At 52.4% G+C, this 16642-nt stretch carries 14 protein-coding genes; 4 read left to right on the forward strand and 10 right to left on the reverse strand.

Annotated features, from left to right (window positions below; all coding sequences use genetic code 11):
- Positions 1 to 20: 20 nt before the first annotated feature.
- The 7 genes from addA to regB form a co-directional block, all read right to left on the reverse strand.
- Positions 21 to 3410, reverse strand: coding sequence for a double-strand break repair helicase AddA (gene addA / locus OSB_RS15835; RefSeq protein WP_049835895.1), 3390 nt, complete (start codon positions 3408 to 3410; stop codon positions 21 to 23).
- A complete protein-coding gene (addB, locus tag OSB_RS15840; RefSeq protein WP_049835896.1) occupies positions 3407 to 6340 on the reverse strand; it encodes a double-strand break repair protein AddB in 2934 nt (977 codons plus the stop codon). The genes addA and addB overlap by 4 nt, the downstream gene beginning before the upstream one ends.
- On the reverse strand, positions 6333 to 7019 hold the full coding sequence (locus OSB_RS15845; protein ID WP_074202281.1) for a nucleotidyltransferase family protein: 687 nt from the start codon (positions 7017 to 7019) through the stop codon (positions 6333 to 6335). The genes addB and OSB_RS15845 overlap by 8 nt, the downstream gene beginning before the upstream one ends.
- A complete protein-coding gene (locus OSB_RS15850; protein WP_049835897.1) occupies positions 7012 to 7977 on the reverse strand; it encodes an aminoglycoside phosphotransferase family protein in 966 nt (321 codons plus the stop codon). Before OSB_RS15850 ends, OSB_RS15845 begins: the two co-directional genes overlap by 8 nt.
- A complete protein-coding gene (gene tsaE, locus OSB_RS15855) occupies positions 7970 to 8440 on the reverse strand; it encodes a tRNA (adenosine(37)-N6)-threonylcarbamoyltransferase complex ATPase subunit type 1 TsaE (protein WP_049835898.1) in 471 nt (156 codons plus the stop codon). Before tsaE ends, OSB_RS15850 begins: the two co-directional genes overlap by 8 nt.
- 40 nt (positions 8441 to 8480) lie before the next feature.
- Positions 8481 to 9977, reverse strand: coding sequence for a PAS-domain containing protein (locus OSB_RS15860; protein ID WP_049835899.1), 1497 nt, complete (start codon positions 9975 to 9977; stop codon positions 8481 to 8483).
- Between the two features lie 166 nt (positions 9978 to 10143).
- The gene (regB, locus tag OSB_RS15865; RefSeq protein ID WP_049835900.1) at positions 10144 to 11526 is read right to left on the reverse strand and encodes a sensor histidine kinase RegB; all 1383 of its coding nucleotides are present in this window, start codon (positions 11524 to 11526) and stop codon (positions 10144 to 10146) included.
- A gap of 89 nt (positions 11527 to 11615) precedes the next feature.
- On the opposite strand from regB, the gene OSB_RS15870 reads away from it, so the two are divergent.
- Together OSB_RS15870 and OSB_RS15875 are read left to right on the forward strand one after the other, a co-directional pair.
- Positions 11616 to 12233, forward strand: coding sequence for an SCO family protein (locus tag OSB_RS15870; protein WP_049835901.1), 618 nt, complete (start codon positions 11616 to 11618; stop codon positions 12231 to 12233).
- Between the two features lie 66 nt (positions 12234 to 12299).
- Positions 12300 to 12845, forward strand: coding sequence for an ActR/PrrA/RegA family redox response regulator transcription factor (locus tag OSB_RS15875; protein WP_049835902.1), 546 nt, complete (start codon positions 12300 to 12302; stop codon positions 12843 to 12845).
- A gap of 39 nt (positions 12846 to 12884) precedes the next feature.
- Here OSB_RS15875 and OSB_RS15880 read toward each other — a convergent pair whose 3' ends face one another.
- Positions 12885 to 13760 (reverse strand): LysR family transcriptional regulator, encoded by an 876-nt coding sequence (locus OSB_RS15880; RefSeq protein ID WP_049835903.1) that lies wholly within the window; start codon positions 13758 to 13760, stop codon positions 12885 to 12887.
- A gap of 97 nt (positions 13761 to 13857) precedes the next feature.
- Between OSB_RS15880 and OSB_RS16740 the strand changes: the two genes are divergently transcribed.
- On the forward strand, positions 13858 to 14022 hold the full coding sequence (locus OSB_RS16740) for a hypothetical protein (protein WP_158454127.1): 165 nt from the start codon (positions 13858 to 13860) through the stop codon (positions 14020 to 14022).
- Between the two features lie 43 nt (positions 14023 to 14065).
- On the opposite strand, the gene OSB_RS15885 is transcribed toward OSB_RS16740, so the two are convergent.
- Both OSB_RS15885 and OSB_RS15890 read right to left on the reverse strand, forming a co-directional pair.
- Positions 14066 to 14539: a GNAT family N-acetyltransferase gene (locus OSB_RS15885; protein ID WP_049835904.1), complete on the reverse strand. Its 474-nt coding sequence runs from the start codon at positions 14537 to 14539 to the stop codon at positions 14066 to 14068.
- Positions 14536 to 15126, reverse strand: a complete 591-nt coding sequence (locus tag OSB_RS15890; RefSeq protein WP_049835905.1) for an HD domain-containing protein — start codon at positions 15124 to 15126, stop codon at positions 14536 to 14538. Before OSB_RS15890 ends, OSB_RS15885 begins: the two co-directional genes overlap by 4 nt.
- Before the next feature lie 108 nt (positions 15127 to 15234).
- Between OSB_RS15890 and ahcY the strand changes: the two genes are divergently transcribed.
- Positions 15235 to 16623 (forward strand): adenosylhomocysteinase, encoded by a 1389-nt coding sequence (gene ahcY, locus OSB_RS15895; protein ID WP_049835906.1) that lies wholly within the window; start codon positions 15235 to 15237, stop codon positions 16621 to 16623.
- Positions 16624 to 16642: the final 19 nt, after the last annotated feature.

The following is a 16642-nucleotide window of genomic DNA, read 5'->3' on the forward strand; positions in this document are numbered from 1 at the left end:
ATGGACGCACATGGGCATCGTCAAGGCGTGGTCACAGCTTCGAGAGCAGCATCAAGCATGTCGTCTGGTAATTCTGTGACGGTCCCTGTTTTGGTCCACAAAAGAAGTGTGCGAATTCGGTAGGTTGGATAAACGAGCCGCAGGGCATCACGGTAAGCAGCAATTTGGCGTCTAAGGCCATCTGGTGTCTCTCGCGGCGACGAAGGAACCATCCTGTTTGACTTGTAATCGATGGCGATAATTTCGTTTTCCGTTTCGATCAATCTATCAATGATCCCGAACACACGCTCACCGTTCAGTGTGGGCAACGTCGCCGAGATAGGAACCTCAGATAGGCCACTATCGAAAACCCACGAGAGTTCTGAATTTTCGATAGTGCGAAGAGCTTCGTCAATTAACGCTTTGGTATCCGGGATCAGACCAACTTCGGCGTGGTTTTTTATCAAACCTTCCGCGCTCGCCCGTCGATGCTCTGGTTTCATCGGTGGCAAAAGCTCAAGTAAGACGTGGATAATGTTCCCCCATGCCAAGGCCAGCTCAGATGCGTCTGTATAGGTCTCGCCCGGCATGATCTTCGCACCACCGAGGTTGGACGGTGAAAGCGTAGATACCTGTTCAGGAATACCCGGTAAGTCAGGGCTGAACTCTGCTTTCGCAGGTGTGTTAGTCATCAATTTAGTAGGAGCGATTAAAGGTCCGGCATCCCAAACCCCACGGCTAAACCGTTTGCCCACGCCAAGTTCAGTCAAATGATCAGTGGTATCCAAGTGCTCAAACGCGTCAGAAACGGTGCTGTGCCAACTATCGTGCGTCTCTTTGCCAATATCCCCTGCCGCAGCAACAATAAGCCAATTCTCTGCACGGGTTAGCGCAACGTACAAAAGACGTCGGCGCTCGCGGTCTTGTGCGTCTAACATTTCATCCTGAACGTGACGCAACACTTCTGGCATTACATTTGCCTTCGGCTTCCAGAAAACACTGCCATCGGACATGAGTAAATCGCCACGCACTTCACGTTTACGCTTAGTCGTATCGGGAAGAATTACGATTGGCGCTTCAAGCCCCTTCGCTCCATGGACCGTCATGACCCGAATTCTATCACTTGCTGAATCCATCTGCCGCTTGACGGTTACGTCTTCTGTTTGCAGCCATGTAAGAAATCCAGTGAGACTGGGAACGGCGGAAGATTCATAGCCAAGGGCCTGCGACAACAATGCATCGATCCCGTCTTCCGCCTCATGGCCAAGTCGCGCGATCAGGTTTTGACGCCCATGGTGGCGGATCAGTAACCGATTGATTAGGTCGTATGGGCGCAAAAAGTCAGCGTTGTTTCGCAGGTCGTTGAGTACCTCAATTGTATTAGAGTGCGCGCCAGTTGCTTCGTTGATTTTACGCAGGGCTTCCCAAAGGCTTTGTCCCTTGGGGCGCGGTTGCGCGAGGTCATAGAGCTGCTTCTCAGTCCACCCAAACAATGGGGACTTTAGCGCAGCCGCTAACGATAGATCGTCATCCTGTAGCGAGATGAATTGCAATAACGCTGAGACGTCTTTTACGGCGAGTTCACCACCGAGCTTCAAACGATCCGCTCCAGCGATTTCGAGGCCAGCCGATTTGCAAGCCGAGATAATTTCACTGAACAGATCGGATCGTCTCTGCACGAGGATTAAAAAATCACCCGGAGTGATTTTTCGACGGGACCATTCTGTCGCGTCATTTTCTTTCACCGGGAGCGTCTCGGTAGCGATCATCCGTTTAATTTCGGTTGCGATCTGCGTCGCCAAAACCACCTTGTGGTTGGTGCGGCCTTTCAGATCTACTGGATCGTCCCATTCCCGCTCTTCAGGTTTATCGGATGGCTCGACAACGGGCCAGATATCCACGCGCCCTGGCATGTCGTCTTTGAATGCAAGGTGCTTAATGTGATCGCCAAGCCCTTCGGCCATTTCGCCTTGGAACGTTCTATCAACGAGCTCCAAAACAGCAGATGAAGACCGGAATGAATAAAGAAGTTCGCGGTCTTGCAGCGGCTTTCCAACATTAGCCAACTCACCATCAAAATGGTCGCGCATTCGGTCAAACCCTTCGGGGTCCGCGCCTTGGAACGAATAGATAGATTGTTTCTTGTCGCCGACAACAAACACAGTGCGTTCACGGTCAGGGTTCGCGCCGATTCCGGTCGAAAATTCTTGGGTCAACAGACGGACGATGTCCCACTGATCTGGCGATGTGTCCTGCGCTTCGTCCACAAGGACATGATCGACACCACCATCGAGGCGAAACAAAACCCATTGCGCCACGTTTGTATCATCAAGAAGCGCTTTGGCTTTCCCAATCAAGTCGTCGAAATCGAGGGCTGCGCGTTGCGCTTTCTTGGCTTCGTACTGTTGAACAAACGGGGTCGCGAAGGCGAAGAGCGCTTTCGTTTTCTCAAATGCGGTAACGCAATTTAGATAGTCGAATGCTGCTGCGGTTCGGTCCATCCACGCATGAACGTCGTCTACGATATGGGCCACTGCTTCAACTGATGACTTATGATTTGACTGAGGCCAGTTGCGCGACTTGCTCGACTTATCTGAATAAAGGTGCAGTGATGAAACGGCGAACAGCGTGTCGAGGTTTGGCGATGTCAGGTCAATCGCCTTCAGTTTTGCTGCCACTGTTTGGTAGCTCTTGGTGGCATCCTTACAGGCGTCGACAAGATCATCGACCAATCCGTCTTCGCCTCCGACAAACGCGATTTTTACGGCATCTTGTCGGCACGCATCTGTGGAAAGGTTGAATGTCTTGGCGAGTTCGTTCGCGTTGGGGTTCGCCAAGAATGCGGTTCTTCGCGCTGTAATCGACCCGAGAAAGCTGCCGATTTCTGATCCAGTATAATGTTGGGCCAATCCCGCGACGACGTCAGCGTTTTCTCCCGTTGCCATCTCATCAAGCACTTCTTCGCGGAGGAGCTGCGCAGCGCGATCCTCCATTTCCTTGAATTGCGGGCTTACCTCGGCTTCCAAGGGGAAGCGCCGAAGTACTCCGGCGCAGAATGAGTGGATCGTCTGAATTTTTAGTCCACCAGGCGCCTCGATGGCGCTGGCAAACAAGGTACGCGCATTGCTGAGATAGTCATCGTCAATCACCGCGTCCGTCCCAAGCTCAACCAGCTGATCGCGTAGTGTGGCCTTCGGCATCATCGCCCATTCGCCCAACCGCTGGAACAAGCGGTTTTGCATCTCTGATGCAGCGGCTTTGGTGTAGGTTAGGCAAAGCACATTTTCAGGTCGCGTACCGGCAAGCAACAAGCGCGCAACGCGGTCGGTTAATACGCGCGTTTTACCAGAACCAGCGTTGGCAGATAACCACGTGGATTGGCTCGGATCAGCAGCTTCAATCTGACGGGCGGTTGCGTCATTGGGCTTCATGATAAGTCCTGCGGCGTTGCGTCGGTTGTTTCGTCCCACTCGCCATATCGCGCTAGGTGGTCGTAGTTACCTTCAAACGCCAAAGTTTCGTTAGCGCTGCGCGAGGTGTAGCCCTTCGCAGGGTCCATCCATTTGGCGATCAACCCTTCAAACCGCGACCATGTTTCTTCGGTCGGTTCATCTTTCAGCGGGGCGGGTTGATCGCGTAAATCGCTTCCTAAGCCAATATAGACGGCCGCTTGTGTGCGGACACGCCCGACGGCTTTGAACGCGCCGCGCTCAACCATCGCGGCCTCAAGTAACAGTTGTTTGTCGAAGTGTTTCTGCTGGGCGGGACTTGGTGCTTTGCCGGTCTTGTAGTCATAGATAAGCGCTTCGCCATCGTCAGACAGATCAATTCGGTCAGCCGTCCCTGTAAGCTTGAAGGACAGGTTGGTGAGCGCAAGTTCACCATACATTTCCGTGTCAATGTTGGTCGAAAACGCACGACGTTTTGCTTCCTCTTCCAAGAAGTGAGGAGCAAATGAAGCGATGCGCGCATACCAGAGCGCGCGAACAGCAGGCCATGGGCATTGCTCAACGAGAACTTCGGTTGCAAGTGAAAGCAAAGAGGTTTGAGCGTCTGGGCTAGATGGATCGATCTTTTCCTTCACAAACCTCTCTAGGATCTTGTGAACGATCGTGCCGCGCAGCGGCGCGTCCGGCGTGTGAGATAATGAATCCAGCACATTCAAGCCGAGGATCTTGCGCGCATAGATTGTGTAAGGATCGCGGATCAACGTCTTGATCTGCGTCACCGAGAGCTGTTGTGGACGAGCGTCCGTAGGTGGGCATGGCGATGGGCGCGGCGCGGGGTCTAGCTGCATCTTTGGTGCAGCGATGTTTGCAGCCAAGGAAAGCCAATGCCGTCCGCGTTCTCGCATAGCGTCGAGGCACTCGGGCCCACCCTGATCACCCAGCCCGCCAAGTAGGTTGGTCAGACGGTTGACCCATCTGCTCGGTACGGTTTCAGCTTCGTCAGACCGAACCGAACGGCTGAGAACAACTTCGCGTGCGCAAACTGCCTGTTGGTAGTCATGTGCACTCAGCCCGATCCGGCGTTCGGGCAACAGCAACCCGGCTTGCTTTCTCATGGGCCGGTTTAGCCATGGGTCCGGTGTGGGCGCTTCCGGCCAAGTTCCTTCATTGAGGCCTGCCAGAATGACCAACTCAGCGGATTGAACGCGGGCTTCCAACGTTCCCCAAATCAGCACTTGAGGATGCCCCGCGTCGCGGTCTCGCACTTCGGCAGCTGCAAGGATGCTGTTCACAAGCCGGCGATATTCCCGTGCGGACATTTCACCACCAGCATCTGCGTGAGATCGCAACTCAGACATCACACGCAGTGCTTCTCGACCAGCCGCCTTCTTCCAAAGCCCGCCAGCCTCGTCAGTATCCGGGCCACCAGCAAGGCGTTCGGCCACGTTAAAATGTCGTGCAACGTGATCATCGAGCGGCCTTTGAGTATCGTCCTGCAGATCAATCAGAACCGAGCTAATCCAATTAACCCAGCCTTGCCGCTCATCAGGTTTCTCTTTCGCCCAATCCGTCAGACTTTGGGACGTTGGAAAGGGTGGACCGTAGCGTCGAAGTTGTAGTTCCAACGCGTTCGATCGAAAAGCATGATCGCCGCGATCGGGTCGGTCTGAATGACTCAACGGGTGGCGTAACAGAACCAGAAGCTGTTCGGCATCAAGTTGCTCGCAAAACAAATCGGCGATGTGACGTAAAAAACGACCAGGCGCGGTTAGCTGTAGCGGAAGCCCAGCACTGTCATCGGGTGTAATGCCCCATCGATCCAATGCGGCAGTTACTTGCCGTGTTAGCACTCTGTCGGGTGAAATAAGCGCAGCGGTTTGATTGTCTTCAATCGCTTGACGTAATCGGACGGCAATTGCATCCGCCTCAGTGCGAGGAGTCGCAGCCTCAATCATCGTAATGCCTTCAGTGGCGAGGGCGAGGTTACCAAGATCAGGCCCATCGTTGATCCATTGATGGGTTACTGGCGCTGGGCGCAAAGAGAGGGAGACCAATCGCGTACGCGCCGAATTAGTACCAGCAGAAACACCCCAAGCCTTAGTATCGATCGGGTGAAGGTCAAGCGCCTCACAGAAGGCTTTGAACCGGTATTGCGGATGGTCTTCCGCACCGGTTTTTTGCTCCATCATATCCCAGACGTTCGACGGCATGTCGTAATCAAAACCGGGTAGAATTACCGCACCTTGCGGCAACTTTGCGACGGCTTGCATGAACAACGAAGTGGCCCCTCGCGAGCCCGTCGATCCAGCTACAATGACCGGATGGGACGGCGGATTTTCGACCCAACGAGCGATGAGTGATTCAACAACACTACGCTGGCGACCTTCACCATCTAACTGACCATCCTCAAAGAATGGCTGAACCAGTTTGATGAACTCCAACGCACGCTCCCAATGCCCTGACTGATCTGAAACGTCGAGGTTTGCGATCGTTTCTGGCGGAACCCCTTCGCCCTGCATTTCATTCATGAGCGCGACAAGACTTTCAGCAAGATCAATCGCTGAGTCCTGCGAAGCGAGCGTCGGGTCAGATTCCAGCAAACCTTTCACCAACTGTGCCATTTCAAGCCGTCTGCGAAGCGGTGAAATGGCAGGTGGAAGTGCGTGCTCGATGCTGTCGTTCGCTAAATCTGTGACAAGGCGAATACGCGGCAACAGCAGGGCATTCCCCTTCTGAAAAAGCTCGATAAGCCGCCTCTGCATCCGCCTAGTATTCACATAGATTTCTACGCGAGCGACATTAGTTGGTGACATGGTGTTGAAGTACTGGCGAAGACCATCATGCAGTGACGTAGAAAAGTCTTGCCCCAAAGGAACGCCAAATACGCGCGGGCCTTGGTGGGGTTCAAACATTGGGATCACCAGCAAGCATGTCTTCGGCAACCGGTATGCTATCGGGCCGGCCTACGTCACACCATTGACCGTCATAGACCACACCGAACATTGTCTCATTCGCAAGCATGCTCTCCCAAAGCGCCCACATTGAAAAGGCTTCGAGAGATATCGATGCAAGGCCATCTGTACGGATAACCTGAACCCCCGAGTAAACGTATTCGCTCCCACGGGACAAACGGCCTTCGCTATCAATATCAAAGTCGCCAGAGCCATTGTGTCCAACAGCGTTTGAAGTTGGAATCATCAACAAGAGAGCGTCCATTTTTTTAGGTCGCCATTCGTCCTTCAAACACTCCACAGGATTAGAGCCGCGCCAAACGGCATCAGTATTCATCGTAAGAACGGGATTACTGTCGAGTAGCGGTAACGCACGCTTTAGGCCGCCACCCGTTTCCAACAACTGGTCAGATTCATCCGAAACAAGGACGTCTGTTCCGGCAAGATGTGCATGGATTTGCTCTGCGAAGTAGTGGGTATTCACGACCGCTTTCAACCCTGAGCATTGCGCCAACGCATGATCCAGCAGTGGCTTCCCAGAAACTTCGACAAGAGGTTTGGGGCGCTTGTTCGTCAGTGGTGCCATACGTGTGCCAAGGCCCGCGGCGAACAAGAGAATTGCGTTTGGGTGTTCAGACAAGGTTATTCTCCGTCGGGCCAAATGCCCTCTCAACGAGCCGAGCAAGATCTGACAAACCAGATTCAGCCAAGTCAGTTTGCAGGTGACCCCAAACACGCGGGACGAGTTTTAGATATGACATTTTGCCATCCAGTTTTGCGAGGCGATTGAATATGCCCAAGATCCGCAAATTGCGCTGAATCGCCATGACATGAAACGCGTGTTTGAGGTCGTCGAAATCATGATCATCACCGGCGAGCTGACGAATTAGCGGGTTCAATAAGTTTGGATTCACATCACGACGTGCATCGCGAAGTAATGACGCCAGGTCGTAGGTTGGGTGCGTGACAAAAGCGTCCTGAAAATCAAGAAGGCCGATACGGGACGCTCCACTTTCGGTAGGTCGCCAGATTAGATTTTCTGCGTGGAAGTCCCTTAACGATAGAACCGATGGGTTAGGGTCTACTTCGATCAAAAGCGCATGAATTTTCGCGGTTATATCCGCAGCGAGGTCAACGCTTGGGTCCTTCGCCGCCCACTCAAAAGCAAGCCCGATCATTTCGGCGCCGACATCTGGCGTCATCTTAGAAAGGCCTGAAGGAGGCGGGGCGGCCTGAAGTGTTTTCAAGACCTCGACCGTTGATGAATACAGCGCGCTTTCATCTTGCGGCGCGGCGACCAGATGCCTTGCGAAGTCGACTTCGCCAAGGTCGCTCAACACGACCAATCCGTCAACTTCGCTCCACGCCAGAACCGTAGGTGCGGCAAGTGAGAGCTGATTGAGGTGATCCGCGATTTCAACGAAGCGAGACTGACTTCCACAGGTTTCCAACGGCGCATCCATTAGGATCACAGACTGGTTTTCGGGACCAAATAGGCGTTCATATCGACGCGCCGACGCATCGCCTGCGAGCGGTGTCCGTTTCCAATTTGACCATTCGGTCGCGGCCAGCCAATCTTGAACTAATGCGCTACGCATGCGCGTCAATCCCAGCCAGTCTGTTGCGCCAGTTATCGCCATAGGTAAGCGTCGCGAGATGACAGTCAGCTGCAACAGTAAGTTCTATATCCAATGCGGATTCTGGCGTTAGGTCTTCCAACAATTCAGGCCATTCAATCAGGCAAATTTGATCACTCATCGCATCGGCCAAGCCAAGCTCAACTGCTTCTTGCGTATCGCTAAGCCGATAAAGATCTGCGTGCCAAATTTCTAGCTCAGCAAATTCATATGTTTGAACGAGCGTGAAAGTTGGGGAAGGAACTTCGGTTTCGGGACCTAATAGTGACCGAATGAACGCCCGCGCCAGCGCGGACTTTCCCGCACCTATTTGTCCACGCAACAGAAAGCAGTCACCCGCCTGCGCATATTTCGCGAGGGTTTCACCGAGCTTGGCTGTGTCATCTTCAGAGGAAAGCCGTAAAGTTGTTGTCGTTCGCACCATATGCCAACATTAAGCTGCCCCGAATTGCCTGCAAGGTTAATCAGACAGACACAGAGCGCTGCGGCTTGAAATCGGACGATTCAACAAAGCCAGAGCCCGCATTTTCTTTTTCGGAAAAGGTGAACGTGACCTGATGATTGCCGTCCGGCAAAGGGTGGTACTGGCAGTTAATTTCAATTTGATTATCCAACCAAACACGACCGCTCCAAGAAGGCTCCGTTTTTCCAAGACTGACTGCCTCGTGAAGTTTGACCCAAATCGGTGACGGTGCAGTGGCTTCCTGCCAATTCGCGGACTCCTCTGAAAAGTCGCGACTATTGATTGCCCCGTCTAGCTGAGTGCCCCAAAGCGACTGATAGGCGGTGTTTGCCATGACCAGCGTTCCTGACGAGGAAAATACGCATACTGCTGCCTCCAAGTTGTCGATAACGGCGCTGCCAACATCGATCTGTGAGCGGAACTTACGTGTCAGGGAAACTTCGTCGCTTATGTCTTCTAACAGGAACGCGATTGCGCCATTCGGGTGTGGCTTACCGGTTACCCGAAATGTTTGCCCGTTCGGAATGGCCCACGTTTCTTGATAGCTTCCTTCTGCAGCAGCAGATTCCAGCGCAGCCATTTGATTGCGCCAAGAAGAGTAGTCTTTAGGTTCTGGCATCATCCGGTTGTCGCGAAGACGATCAAGAAACGAAAACAACGTTGGTCGCGCGATTAAGAAATCGGGTGGCAACAGGCTTAGGTCACCAAGTGCGGGGTTAAATATAACCAAGCGCCGGTCTGCATCAAAAATCGCGAGGCCCACGGAGAGCTGAGCGAAAGTCTTTGTAAGAGTCTGCACAAAGTCACGCTGGGCTTCTTTGGCTGATACAACAGCAGTTGCGTCGATTGCAAAATGGATCGTGTCGAGCCCGCGCTTCAAGCTAGTGATTTCAAACCAGATAGGTTTCTCGTTTTGCGCAACGTCGATGCGGTGCATTTCAACGATGGGGGCATTTCCTGCTGGCCTAGCGATATTGCTAAAAACATCACGTGGTGGCCAAGGAAGCGCTGCGTCTGGCGCAGCAGGAAATAGCACTTCAGAAAGTTCGATGTATGACCTGTTTGCCCAAGTAAGAACGCCTTGGGAGTCTTGCTTCCAAATCAGTTGCGGAGAATCTTCGCCGATGCTGCGCAGTGTCTCAAGCTCATGTTCAATTGCGTTTGCTGTAAGCGGATCGATGGTATCGTCAGGGTGGTCTTTATGTTGGACCAGTGTAATTCGCGCCAATCCGTTCCAATACTCAGCTTCAATCCAGCTGCTATGGCCATCCACGGGTTTAATTGACTTTCTCCCGGTGACCGCAAGCTCAGAGAGCTGGGACCGTAGATCTGGAAAACGTGCAGAAAGAATGGAAAGAAATGCTTCCCAGTCCGATTGATCGGCTTGTCGGTGCTCCATGAGGTCGCGGGCAGGGCTGGATGCGTTAACGAGGGTTTCATCATCAAAGAGAAAGGTAATGGCAGCCTCTGCCTCAAGCATAAGCGTGCGTGCGGTCACGAGAGAACTTCTGTTTGCTCGAATCCAAAAAGCAAGAAATCCAAAGGCACAAAGTGCACCCGTAAGAATGGCACCAAATACGCTGAGAAAACCAATTTGACTCATTTCAGACCTCCGACGCTGCGAAGCCAAAAATGAGCCAATTAAGTTAACCGGGCGTTAAATGTTAGCTAATCAGTGTGTTGTCACCAAGTGCGCCGCGTGCCGTTTCAGTTGAAGGCTCGATGCTGCTCCGAGGCCAATTAACAGTTACGATTGCGCCGCGACCCATCTTTGGCTTTGCCTGAGAGGGGCCGTTTACAAAACTTAACGTCGCACCGGATCGTTCCAAAAGGGTCTTGGCGATAAACAGACCAAGGCCCATGCCCTCATACCCGGGCCGGCGTTCACTTCCTTCTTCTGATTTACGTCGCCGCACGAATGGTTCGCCAATCCGATTGAGAACTGAACTGGGGAAACCCGGACCATCATCACCGATGTCGACAGTGATAAAATCTTCAGTCCAGCTTATCGCAACCAAGACCGAGCTTTGCGAGAAATCTACCGCGTTCTGAACGAAATTTCGGATGCCGTGGATGATCTCTGGGCGTCTAAAAATGTCAGGCTGACGTTGATTGTCTCCTGCAGGTGCTTGCGTTTTGAATTGCACCAACTTGCCACGATGTAGATGCGGTTCACTCGCTTCCCGAATGACTGTTTCGATTGGCGCTTGGCGCAGTAAGTGATCTTCTTTTCCGGCCCGACCCATGGAGCGTAAAATGTCGCGACATCTATCTGCTTGCTCACGTATGAGCCGTGCATCTTCTTTCAACTCTTCGTTGTCACCCAGCTCGTCCAACAATTCACTGCTGACCAGTTTGATTGTAGCAAGCGGCGTCCCAAGCTCATGCGCAGCCGCTGCAATAACGCCGCCAAGATCAGTTAGTTTTTGCTCACGTGCCAAGGCCATTTGTGTGGCGACAAGGGCTTCGCTCATGGACAGGGTTTCTTGCGTAACTTGGCGCGCATAAATTCCGACAAAGACCACACCGATTACCAACGCGATCCAAAAACCGAACACAAATAGATCTGGAAGGATCAGTGGAAAACCGGATGCCGTCATGATGGGAAGGCTAGCGAATCGCAGTATCGTCACGATGGTGAGTGTCGTTGCGCCAATGATCAGTGTGCTGCGAAGCGGCAAAAGTGTCGAGGCGACAGATACTGGCGCGAGGAGAAGGAGAGCGAACGGATTGTTCAGCCCGCCCGTTAACAACAGCAACAACCCAAGCTGCGCGAGATCAAATCCGATCATTAGGTTCGCTTCATTTTCGGATAGTCGGCGGTTTTCTGGATAGATGAGGTACGAAACGACGTTCAGAAGGACCGACAAGCCGATAACGACCGCGATCAGTCCAGTTTCTAGGTTCAGGCGGAAAACAAAGATAGCCGCAAATACAGCGGTAATTTGCCCCAAGACAGCGATCCACCGGATTGATGCTAGTGTTCGAACGCGCACCCAGTTGCTGCGGTTCTGATTCTGAAAAACGTCGTTTTCTATCTGCGCCATATTGACCGGTATCTCGATTGTTACTTACGCTTTTTGTATGGTGCACATATTTAGGTGGCAGTCGCGACCTAAATATGTGGATGCTCATTATGTCTAAGACCTATGCAATTGCCGCCGGCGCTGTTGTTGTTGCCCTTTTGGGTGGAACGTTTGCCGCTACTAAATTTGGCCGAAGTGACGATATGTTTGCTGAGTGCCGAGCCAGTCAGTCTGCTGCTGGCGCCATCGGGGGTCCATTTGAATTGGTTGATGAGAATGGCGTGACCGTAACCAATGAGGACGTCATAACAGGTCCGACATTGATCTACTTTGGCTATACGTTTTGTCCGGATGTTTGTCCGTTAGACAACATGAGAAACGCTCAAGCGATTGAAATATTGGATGAACAGGGCGTGGATGTGACCCCTGTGTTTATCTCGATTGACCCTGAACGTGATACAGTCGACGTCGTGCGAGACTTTACAGAAAACTTCCACGACCGGATGATCGGACTTACCGGATCACTCGAACAGGTCAGGGCTGCATCGCAGGCGTATCGTACGTATTATGCCAAACAAGACGCTGAGGATGAGTTTTACCTCGTTGACCATACAACGATGTCTTACCTTGTTTTCCCCGAGCAAGGGTTTCAGGAATTCTATCGTCGTGATGTCACACCAGAGCAAATGGCCGAGAGCCTTAGTTGCTTCGTTGATGCAGCAAGCTAACCAGATCATTTGACCGTACTCCCATCCAACGATAAGTCTTGGGTGGGAAGAGAAAAGGGATGGTACATGGATCTGGAACCTATCGGAGAAGATGCGTCCCTGTTGTTGGTGGACGATGACGAACCTTTTTTGCGTCGCCTAGCCAAGGCAATGGAGAAACGTGGGTTCTCGGTTGAAACCGCAGAAAGTGTCGCAGCAGGTAAGGCAATCGCGACAGCGCGCCCACCTGCTTATGCTGTCGTCGACTTACGTCTTGAGGACGGAACCGGCCTTGATGTGGTTGAAACGCTGCGCGAAAGTCGACCCGAAGCACGTATCGTTGTGTTGACTGGTTATGGCGCGATTGCGACAGCTGTTGCAGCGGTAAAGATTGGCGCGACCGATTATCTTTCCAAACCAGCAGACGCGACGGACGTTATGAATGCGCTGTTGACCAACGGTGCGGAATTGCCACCTCCACCAGAAAACCCGATGAGCGCTGATCGGGTCCGTTGGGAACATATCCAACGGGTTTATGAATTGTGTGATCGCAATGTATCTGAAACCGCGCGGCGGCTGAACATGCATCGCCGAACACTGCAACGGATTTTGGCGAAGCGCAGCCCGCGCTAGCAAGGCAGATCGACAGTCAATATGTTGAGGTAATCGTTGTCAGGTGTTGGCTTCGTTTTTCAACCATTTTACAAAGACATCCCGTGACGGCGAGATGATTTCCGGACGTGTGAGGACATGGTAAGCGGCTGGGCTGTTTTCTTCGACGCACAACACAACAAGCTTTCCTGATTTGACGTGCGGATCCGCAATCGGCTCAGGTATGATAGCGACACCGAGTCCCGCCAATGCGGCCTCACGCGTTAGTTGAGCGGTTGGAAAGACCGTCACATTTTCACCATCGAGGTCAATTCCGCCGGTTTTCACCCAGTAGCGTTCTTCGGATTGGGCTTTTGCCATCAGCCATCGCGCGCCTTTTAGATCGTCAAAGCACTCGATTTTGCGACCTTCCATATAGGAAGTAGCGGCAACGGCCATATGCCCTGCGGACATCAGTTTGCTAACTTTCGCACCAGTCCAACCGCCTTTGCCGTAACGGATTGCAACGTCGACATTGTCTTGGCGCAGATCGACGAGTTTTCCAGCGGGCAACAACTCAAGTTCGATATCTGGGTTTTGGTCCCAGAACGCGCCGATGCGAGGCATTAACCAATTGGCTGCGAATGAAGGCGTTACGGCGATGCGGATAGCTCGGTTTTTGGCGTTGTCGAGTAGGACGTTTGAGGCGCTGGCTATAATCCCGAAGGCTTCCGACAGTTGATCGGCGAGTCTCCTGCCGATCTCAGTCACGGTCATGCCTCGACCTTCACGTTTCATCAACGACTGACCAAAATGATCTTCGAGCGCGCGGACATGCTGGCCTATGGCAGCATGCGTTACGTTCAGATCTCGCGCTGCGGCGGAAAAGCTACCATGTCGCGCGGCGGCCTCGAATGCACGAAGCGCAGAGAGGGAAGGAATGTCATGCCAATTCATTTGAAAGATAGGCTAACATATGTGAAATCATCCTGACTAGGGTGAATTGATAACATCCATTATTCATTGAGCATCAACAATGCCAATGGAGGTCGATATGTTTACCCTACTTGCAGATGCCATGTTCACCGCAACACTTGTTAATCGCGGAAACGACATTCCGGAACGCCTTAAAGATCACCCTGATCGATATGTTCCCAAAAACAAACGTCAAAGCTCGAACGCGCAGTTTGGGTTCAGCCCGTACCGCGATCTTTGGTAGAATACCTAAAGGGTGGCTGTTTCCTTGCAGCCGCCCAAGGGACTTAAAGCACGAACCGTTTTACGATCCGGTCCACTTGCGTTCCATTCGGGCGCGTGTGGTCAGCGGGTTTCACATGATCGGGCTGGAATCCCATTTTGGAGTAAAACGCGAGGCCGCCTGAATTATCTTCAGTGATCTTGGCGATGATGGACGTACCCCCACGATTTTTACAATCGACCCGTGTTTTTTCGAACATGGCTTTTCCAGCTCCGCGCACGGGATTCATTTGGTCGGTGAAACTGCCGATGGAATAGACTCCGGATTCAACCTCAAACGCTCCTTGAAAACCGACGATCCGTTCGCCGTGAAGCACAACATTTGCGACTTCAGCGTCTTCAAAATAATGGGCCGCGAAATCGGATGCGTTGTAAGGTTCTTCATGGGCGGTACTGCCACCAAGAGAGATGGTATGATTGATTATAACGACGCAGTCTGGAACATCATACATTTGCATAGCGCGGACGGTGAAGGTCATAGTAAGTCCATTAGTTCGGCATGACGACGGGTAAAATCTTGACGAACTGCGAGGGGTGCGCGCAGCTGGATTTCCGCGGTTTGTGCAATGTTAGAATCGATTTTTCCGAAAAGCTTGTCTGCTTCAGCCTTCGTAAACCCCGCGATCTGAACAGCCTCGAGCCACGCACTTATCTTGTCGGCTTTCTTGATCTTCTTTTTCACGTCCGCAGGCACTTGTGCGGGCAGTCCGAACCGAATGTGGATTGCTGCCATAAGGCGCTCATCAAGAGTCTCGTAACCCGGACCTACCGCAGCCTTAACGGGGCTGATCATGTCGCCAATTACATATTCAGGCGCATCGTGCAGCAATGCAGCGAGCTGCCATCTGACAGGTGCGTTCGGATTCATCGCCGCAAAAATTTGTTCAACCAACAAAGAATGCTCAGCAACCGAGTAGGCGAAATCGCCAACAGTCTGACCATTCCAACGCGCAACAAAGGCGAGTCCATGGGCGATATCTTCGATTTCGATATCCATCGGGGTCGGGTCAAGTAGGTCTAGTCGACGACCAGATAACATGCGTTGCCATGCACGGGGTTGTTTCATCTAAAGCACTCCGAATTAGACGGTGACCCTACGGCGCACTTGCTTAGATTGTCGAGACCTCTTTGCGGTGTTAAGGGGGCGTCAACAAAGTATGTAAGGAGAGCCACCATGGCCAATGACTATATCGTAAAAGACATTGCACTGGCGGCGTTTGGCCGCAAAGAGCTGGACATTGCTGAAACTGAAATGCCGGGCCTGATGGCTTGTCGCGCTGAATTTGGTAAAAGTAAGCCACTGAAGGGTGCACGCATCGTTGGATCGTTGCACATGACCATTCAGACGGCTGTGTTGATTGAAACACTTGTTGAGCTGGGCGCCGATGTACGCTGGGCGTCATGCAACATCTTTTCCACACAAGATCACGCTGCCGCAGCGATTGCTGAAGGTGGCACGCCGGTGTTTGCGATCAAAGGCCAGTCTTTGGAAGAGCATTGGGACTACCTCGACAAGTCTTTCATGTTCCCTGAAGGCGCGAACATGATCCTCGATGATGGTGGCGACGCGACATTGTACATCCTCTTGGGTGCACGTGCAGAAGCTGGTGAAGAGATTATCCCTGTGCCGCAATCCGAAGAGGAAGAAGCGATCAAAAAGCAGATCGCCAAGCGCATGAAAGAAAGCCCTGGCTGGTTCACGAAAACGCGTGAAGCGATCCAAGGTGTTTCTGAAGAAACAACTACAGGCGTTCACCGTCTTTACGATCTGCACAAGAACAGCCAACTGCCATTCCCAGCGATCAACGTGAACGACTCCGTGACCAAGTCGAAGTTCGACAACAAATACGGTTGTAAGGAATCGCTCGTTGACGGCATTCGCCGCGCGACCGATACAATGATGGCTGGTAAGGTCGCTGTCGTGATGGGTTACGGCGACGTGGGCAAAGGTTCGGCCGCGTCATTGTCCGGTGCTGGCGCACGTGTAATCGTAACCGAAGTTGACCCTATCTGCGCGCTTCAGGCTGCAATGGACGGCTTTCAGGTTACCACTCTCGATGAAGTCGTAGGCATGGCTGACATCTTCGTAACGACAACAGGCAACAAAGACGTCATTCGCATCGAACACATGCGTGCGATGAAAGACATGGCGATTGTTGGCAACATCGGTCACTTCGACAACGAAATCCAAGTCGCTGCGTTGAAGAACCATAAATGGACGAATATCAAAGAACAGGTCGACATGATCGAGATGCCGAATGGCAACCGCTTGATCTTGTTGTCTGAGGGCCGTTTGTTGAACCTTGGTAACGCGACAGGACACCCATCCTTCGTGATGTCGGCGTCCTTCACAAACCAAGTTCTGGCGCAGATCGAACTGTTCACAAAGGGGGATGAGTATCAGCCTGGCGTTTACATCTTGCCAAAGCACTTGGACGAAAAAGTTGCGCGTCTGCACCTTGATCGTATCGGAGTGAAGCTGTCTTCGCTTGATAAGGAACAAGCCGATTACATCGGTGTGTCCGTTGATGGTCCATTCAAGCCAGAGCACTACCGCTACTAACTAAGCGAATACAAAAATC

It is taken from the genome of Octadecabacter temperatus (genome assembly GCF_001187845.1).
In the GTDB taxonomy this organism is placed as follows: domain Bacteria; phylum Pseudomonadota; class Alphaproteobacteria; order Rhodobacterales; family Rhodobacteraceae; genus Octadecabacter; species Octadecabacter temperatus.

Coding starts and splice junctions, on each gene's coding strand:
- addA (WP_049835895.1), bottom strand. CDS start 3,410: ATGAAGCCCAATGACGCAACCGCCCGTCAGATTGAAGCTGCTGATCCG.
- addB (WP_049835896.1), bottom strand. CDS start 6,340: ATGTTTGAACCCCACCAAGGCCCGCGCGTATTTGGCGTTCCTTTGGGG.
- OSB_RS15850 (WP_049835897.1), bottom strand. CDS start 7,977: ATGCGTAGCGCATTAGTTCAAGATTGGCTGGCCGCGACCGAATGGTCA.
- tsaE (WP_049835898.1), bottom strand. CDS start 8,440: ATGGTGCGAACGACAACAACTTTACGGCTTTCCTCTGAAGATGACACA.
- regB (WP_049835900.1), bottom strand. CDS start 11,526: ATGGCGCAGATAGAAAACGACGTTTTTCAGAATCAGAACCGCAGCAAC.
- OSB_RS15870 (WP_049835901.1), top strand. CDS start 11,616: ATGTCTAAGACCTATGCAATTGCCGCCGGCGCTGTTGTTGTTGCCCTT.
- OSB_RS15875 (WP_049835902.1), top strand. CDS start 12,300: ATGGATCTGGAACCTATCGGAGAAGATGCGTCCCTGTTGTTGGTGGAC.
- OSB_RS15880 (WP_049835903.1), bottom strand. CDS start 13,760: ATGAATTGGCATGACATTCCTTCCCTCTCTGCGCTTCGTGCATTCGAG.
- OSB_RS16740 (WP_158454127.1), top strand. CDS start 13,858: ATGTTTACCCTACTTGCAGATGCCATGTTCACCGCAACACTTGTTAAT.
- OSB_RS15885 (WP_049835904.1), bottom strand. CDS start 14,539: ATGACCTTCACCGTCCGCGCTATGCAAATGTATGATGTTCCAGACTGC.
- OSB_RS15890 (WP_049835905.1), bottom strand. CDS start 15,126: ATGAAACAACCCCGTGCATGGCAACGCATGTTATCTGGTCGTCGACTA.
- ahcY (WP_049835906.1), top strand. CDS start 15,235: ATGGCCAATGACTATATCGTAAAAGACATTGCACTGGCGGCGTTTGGC.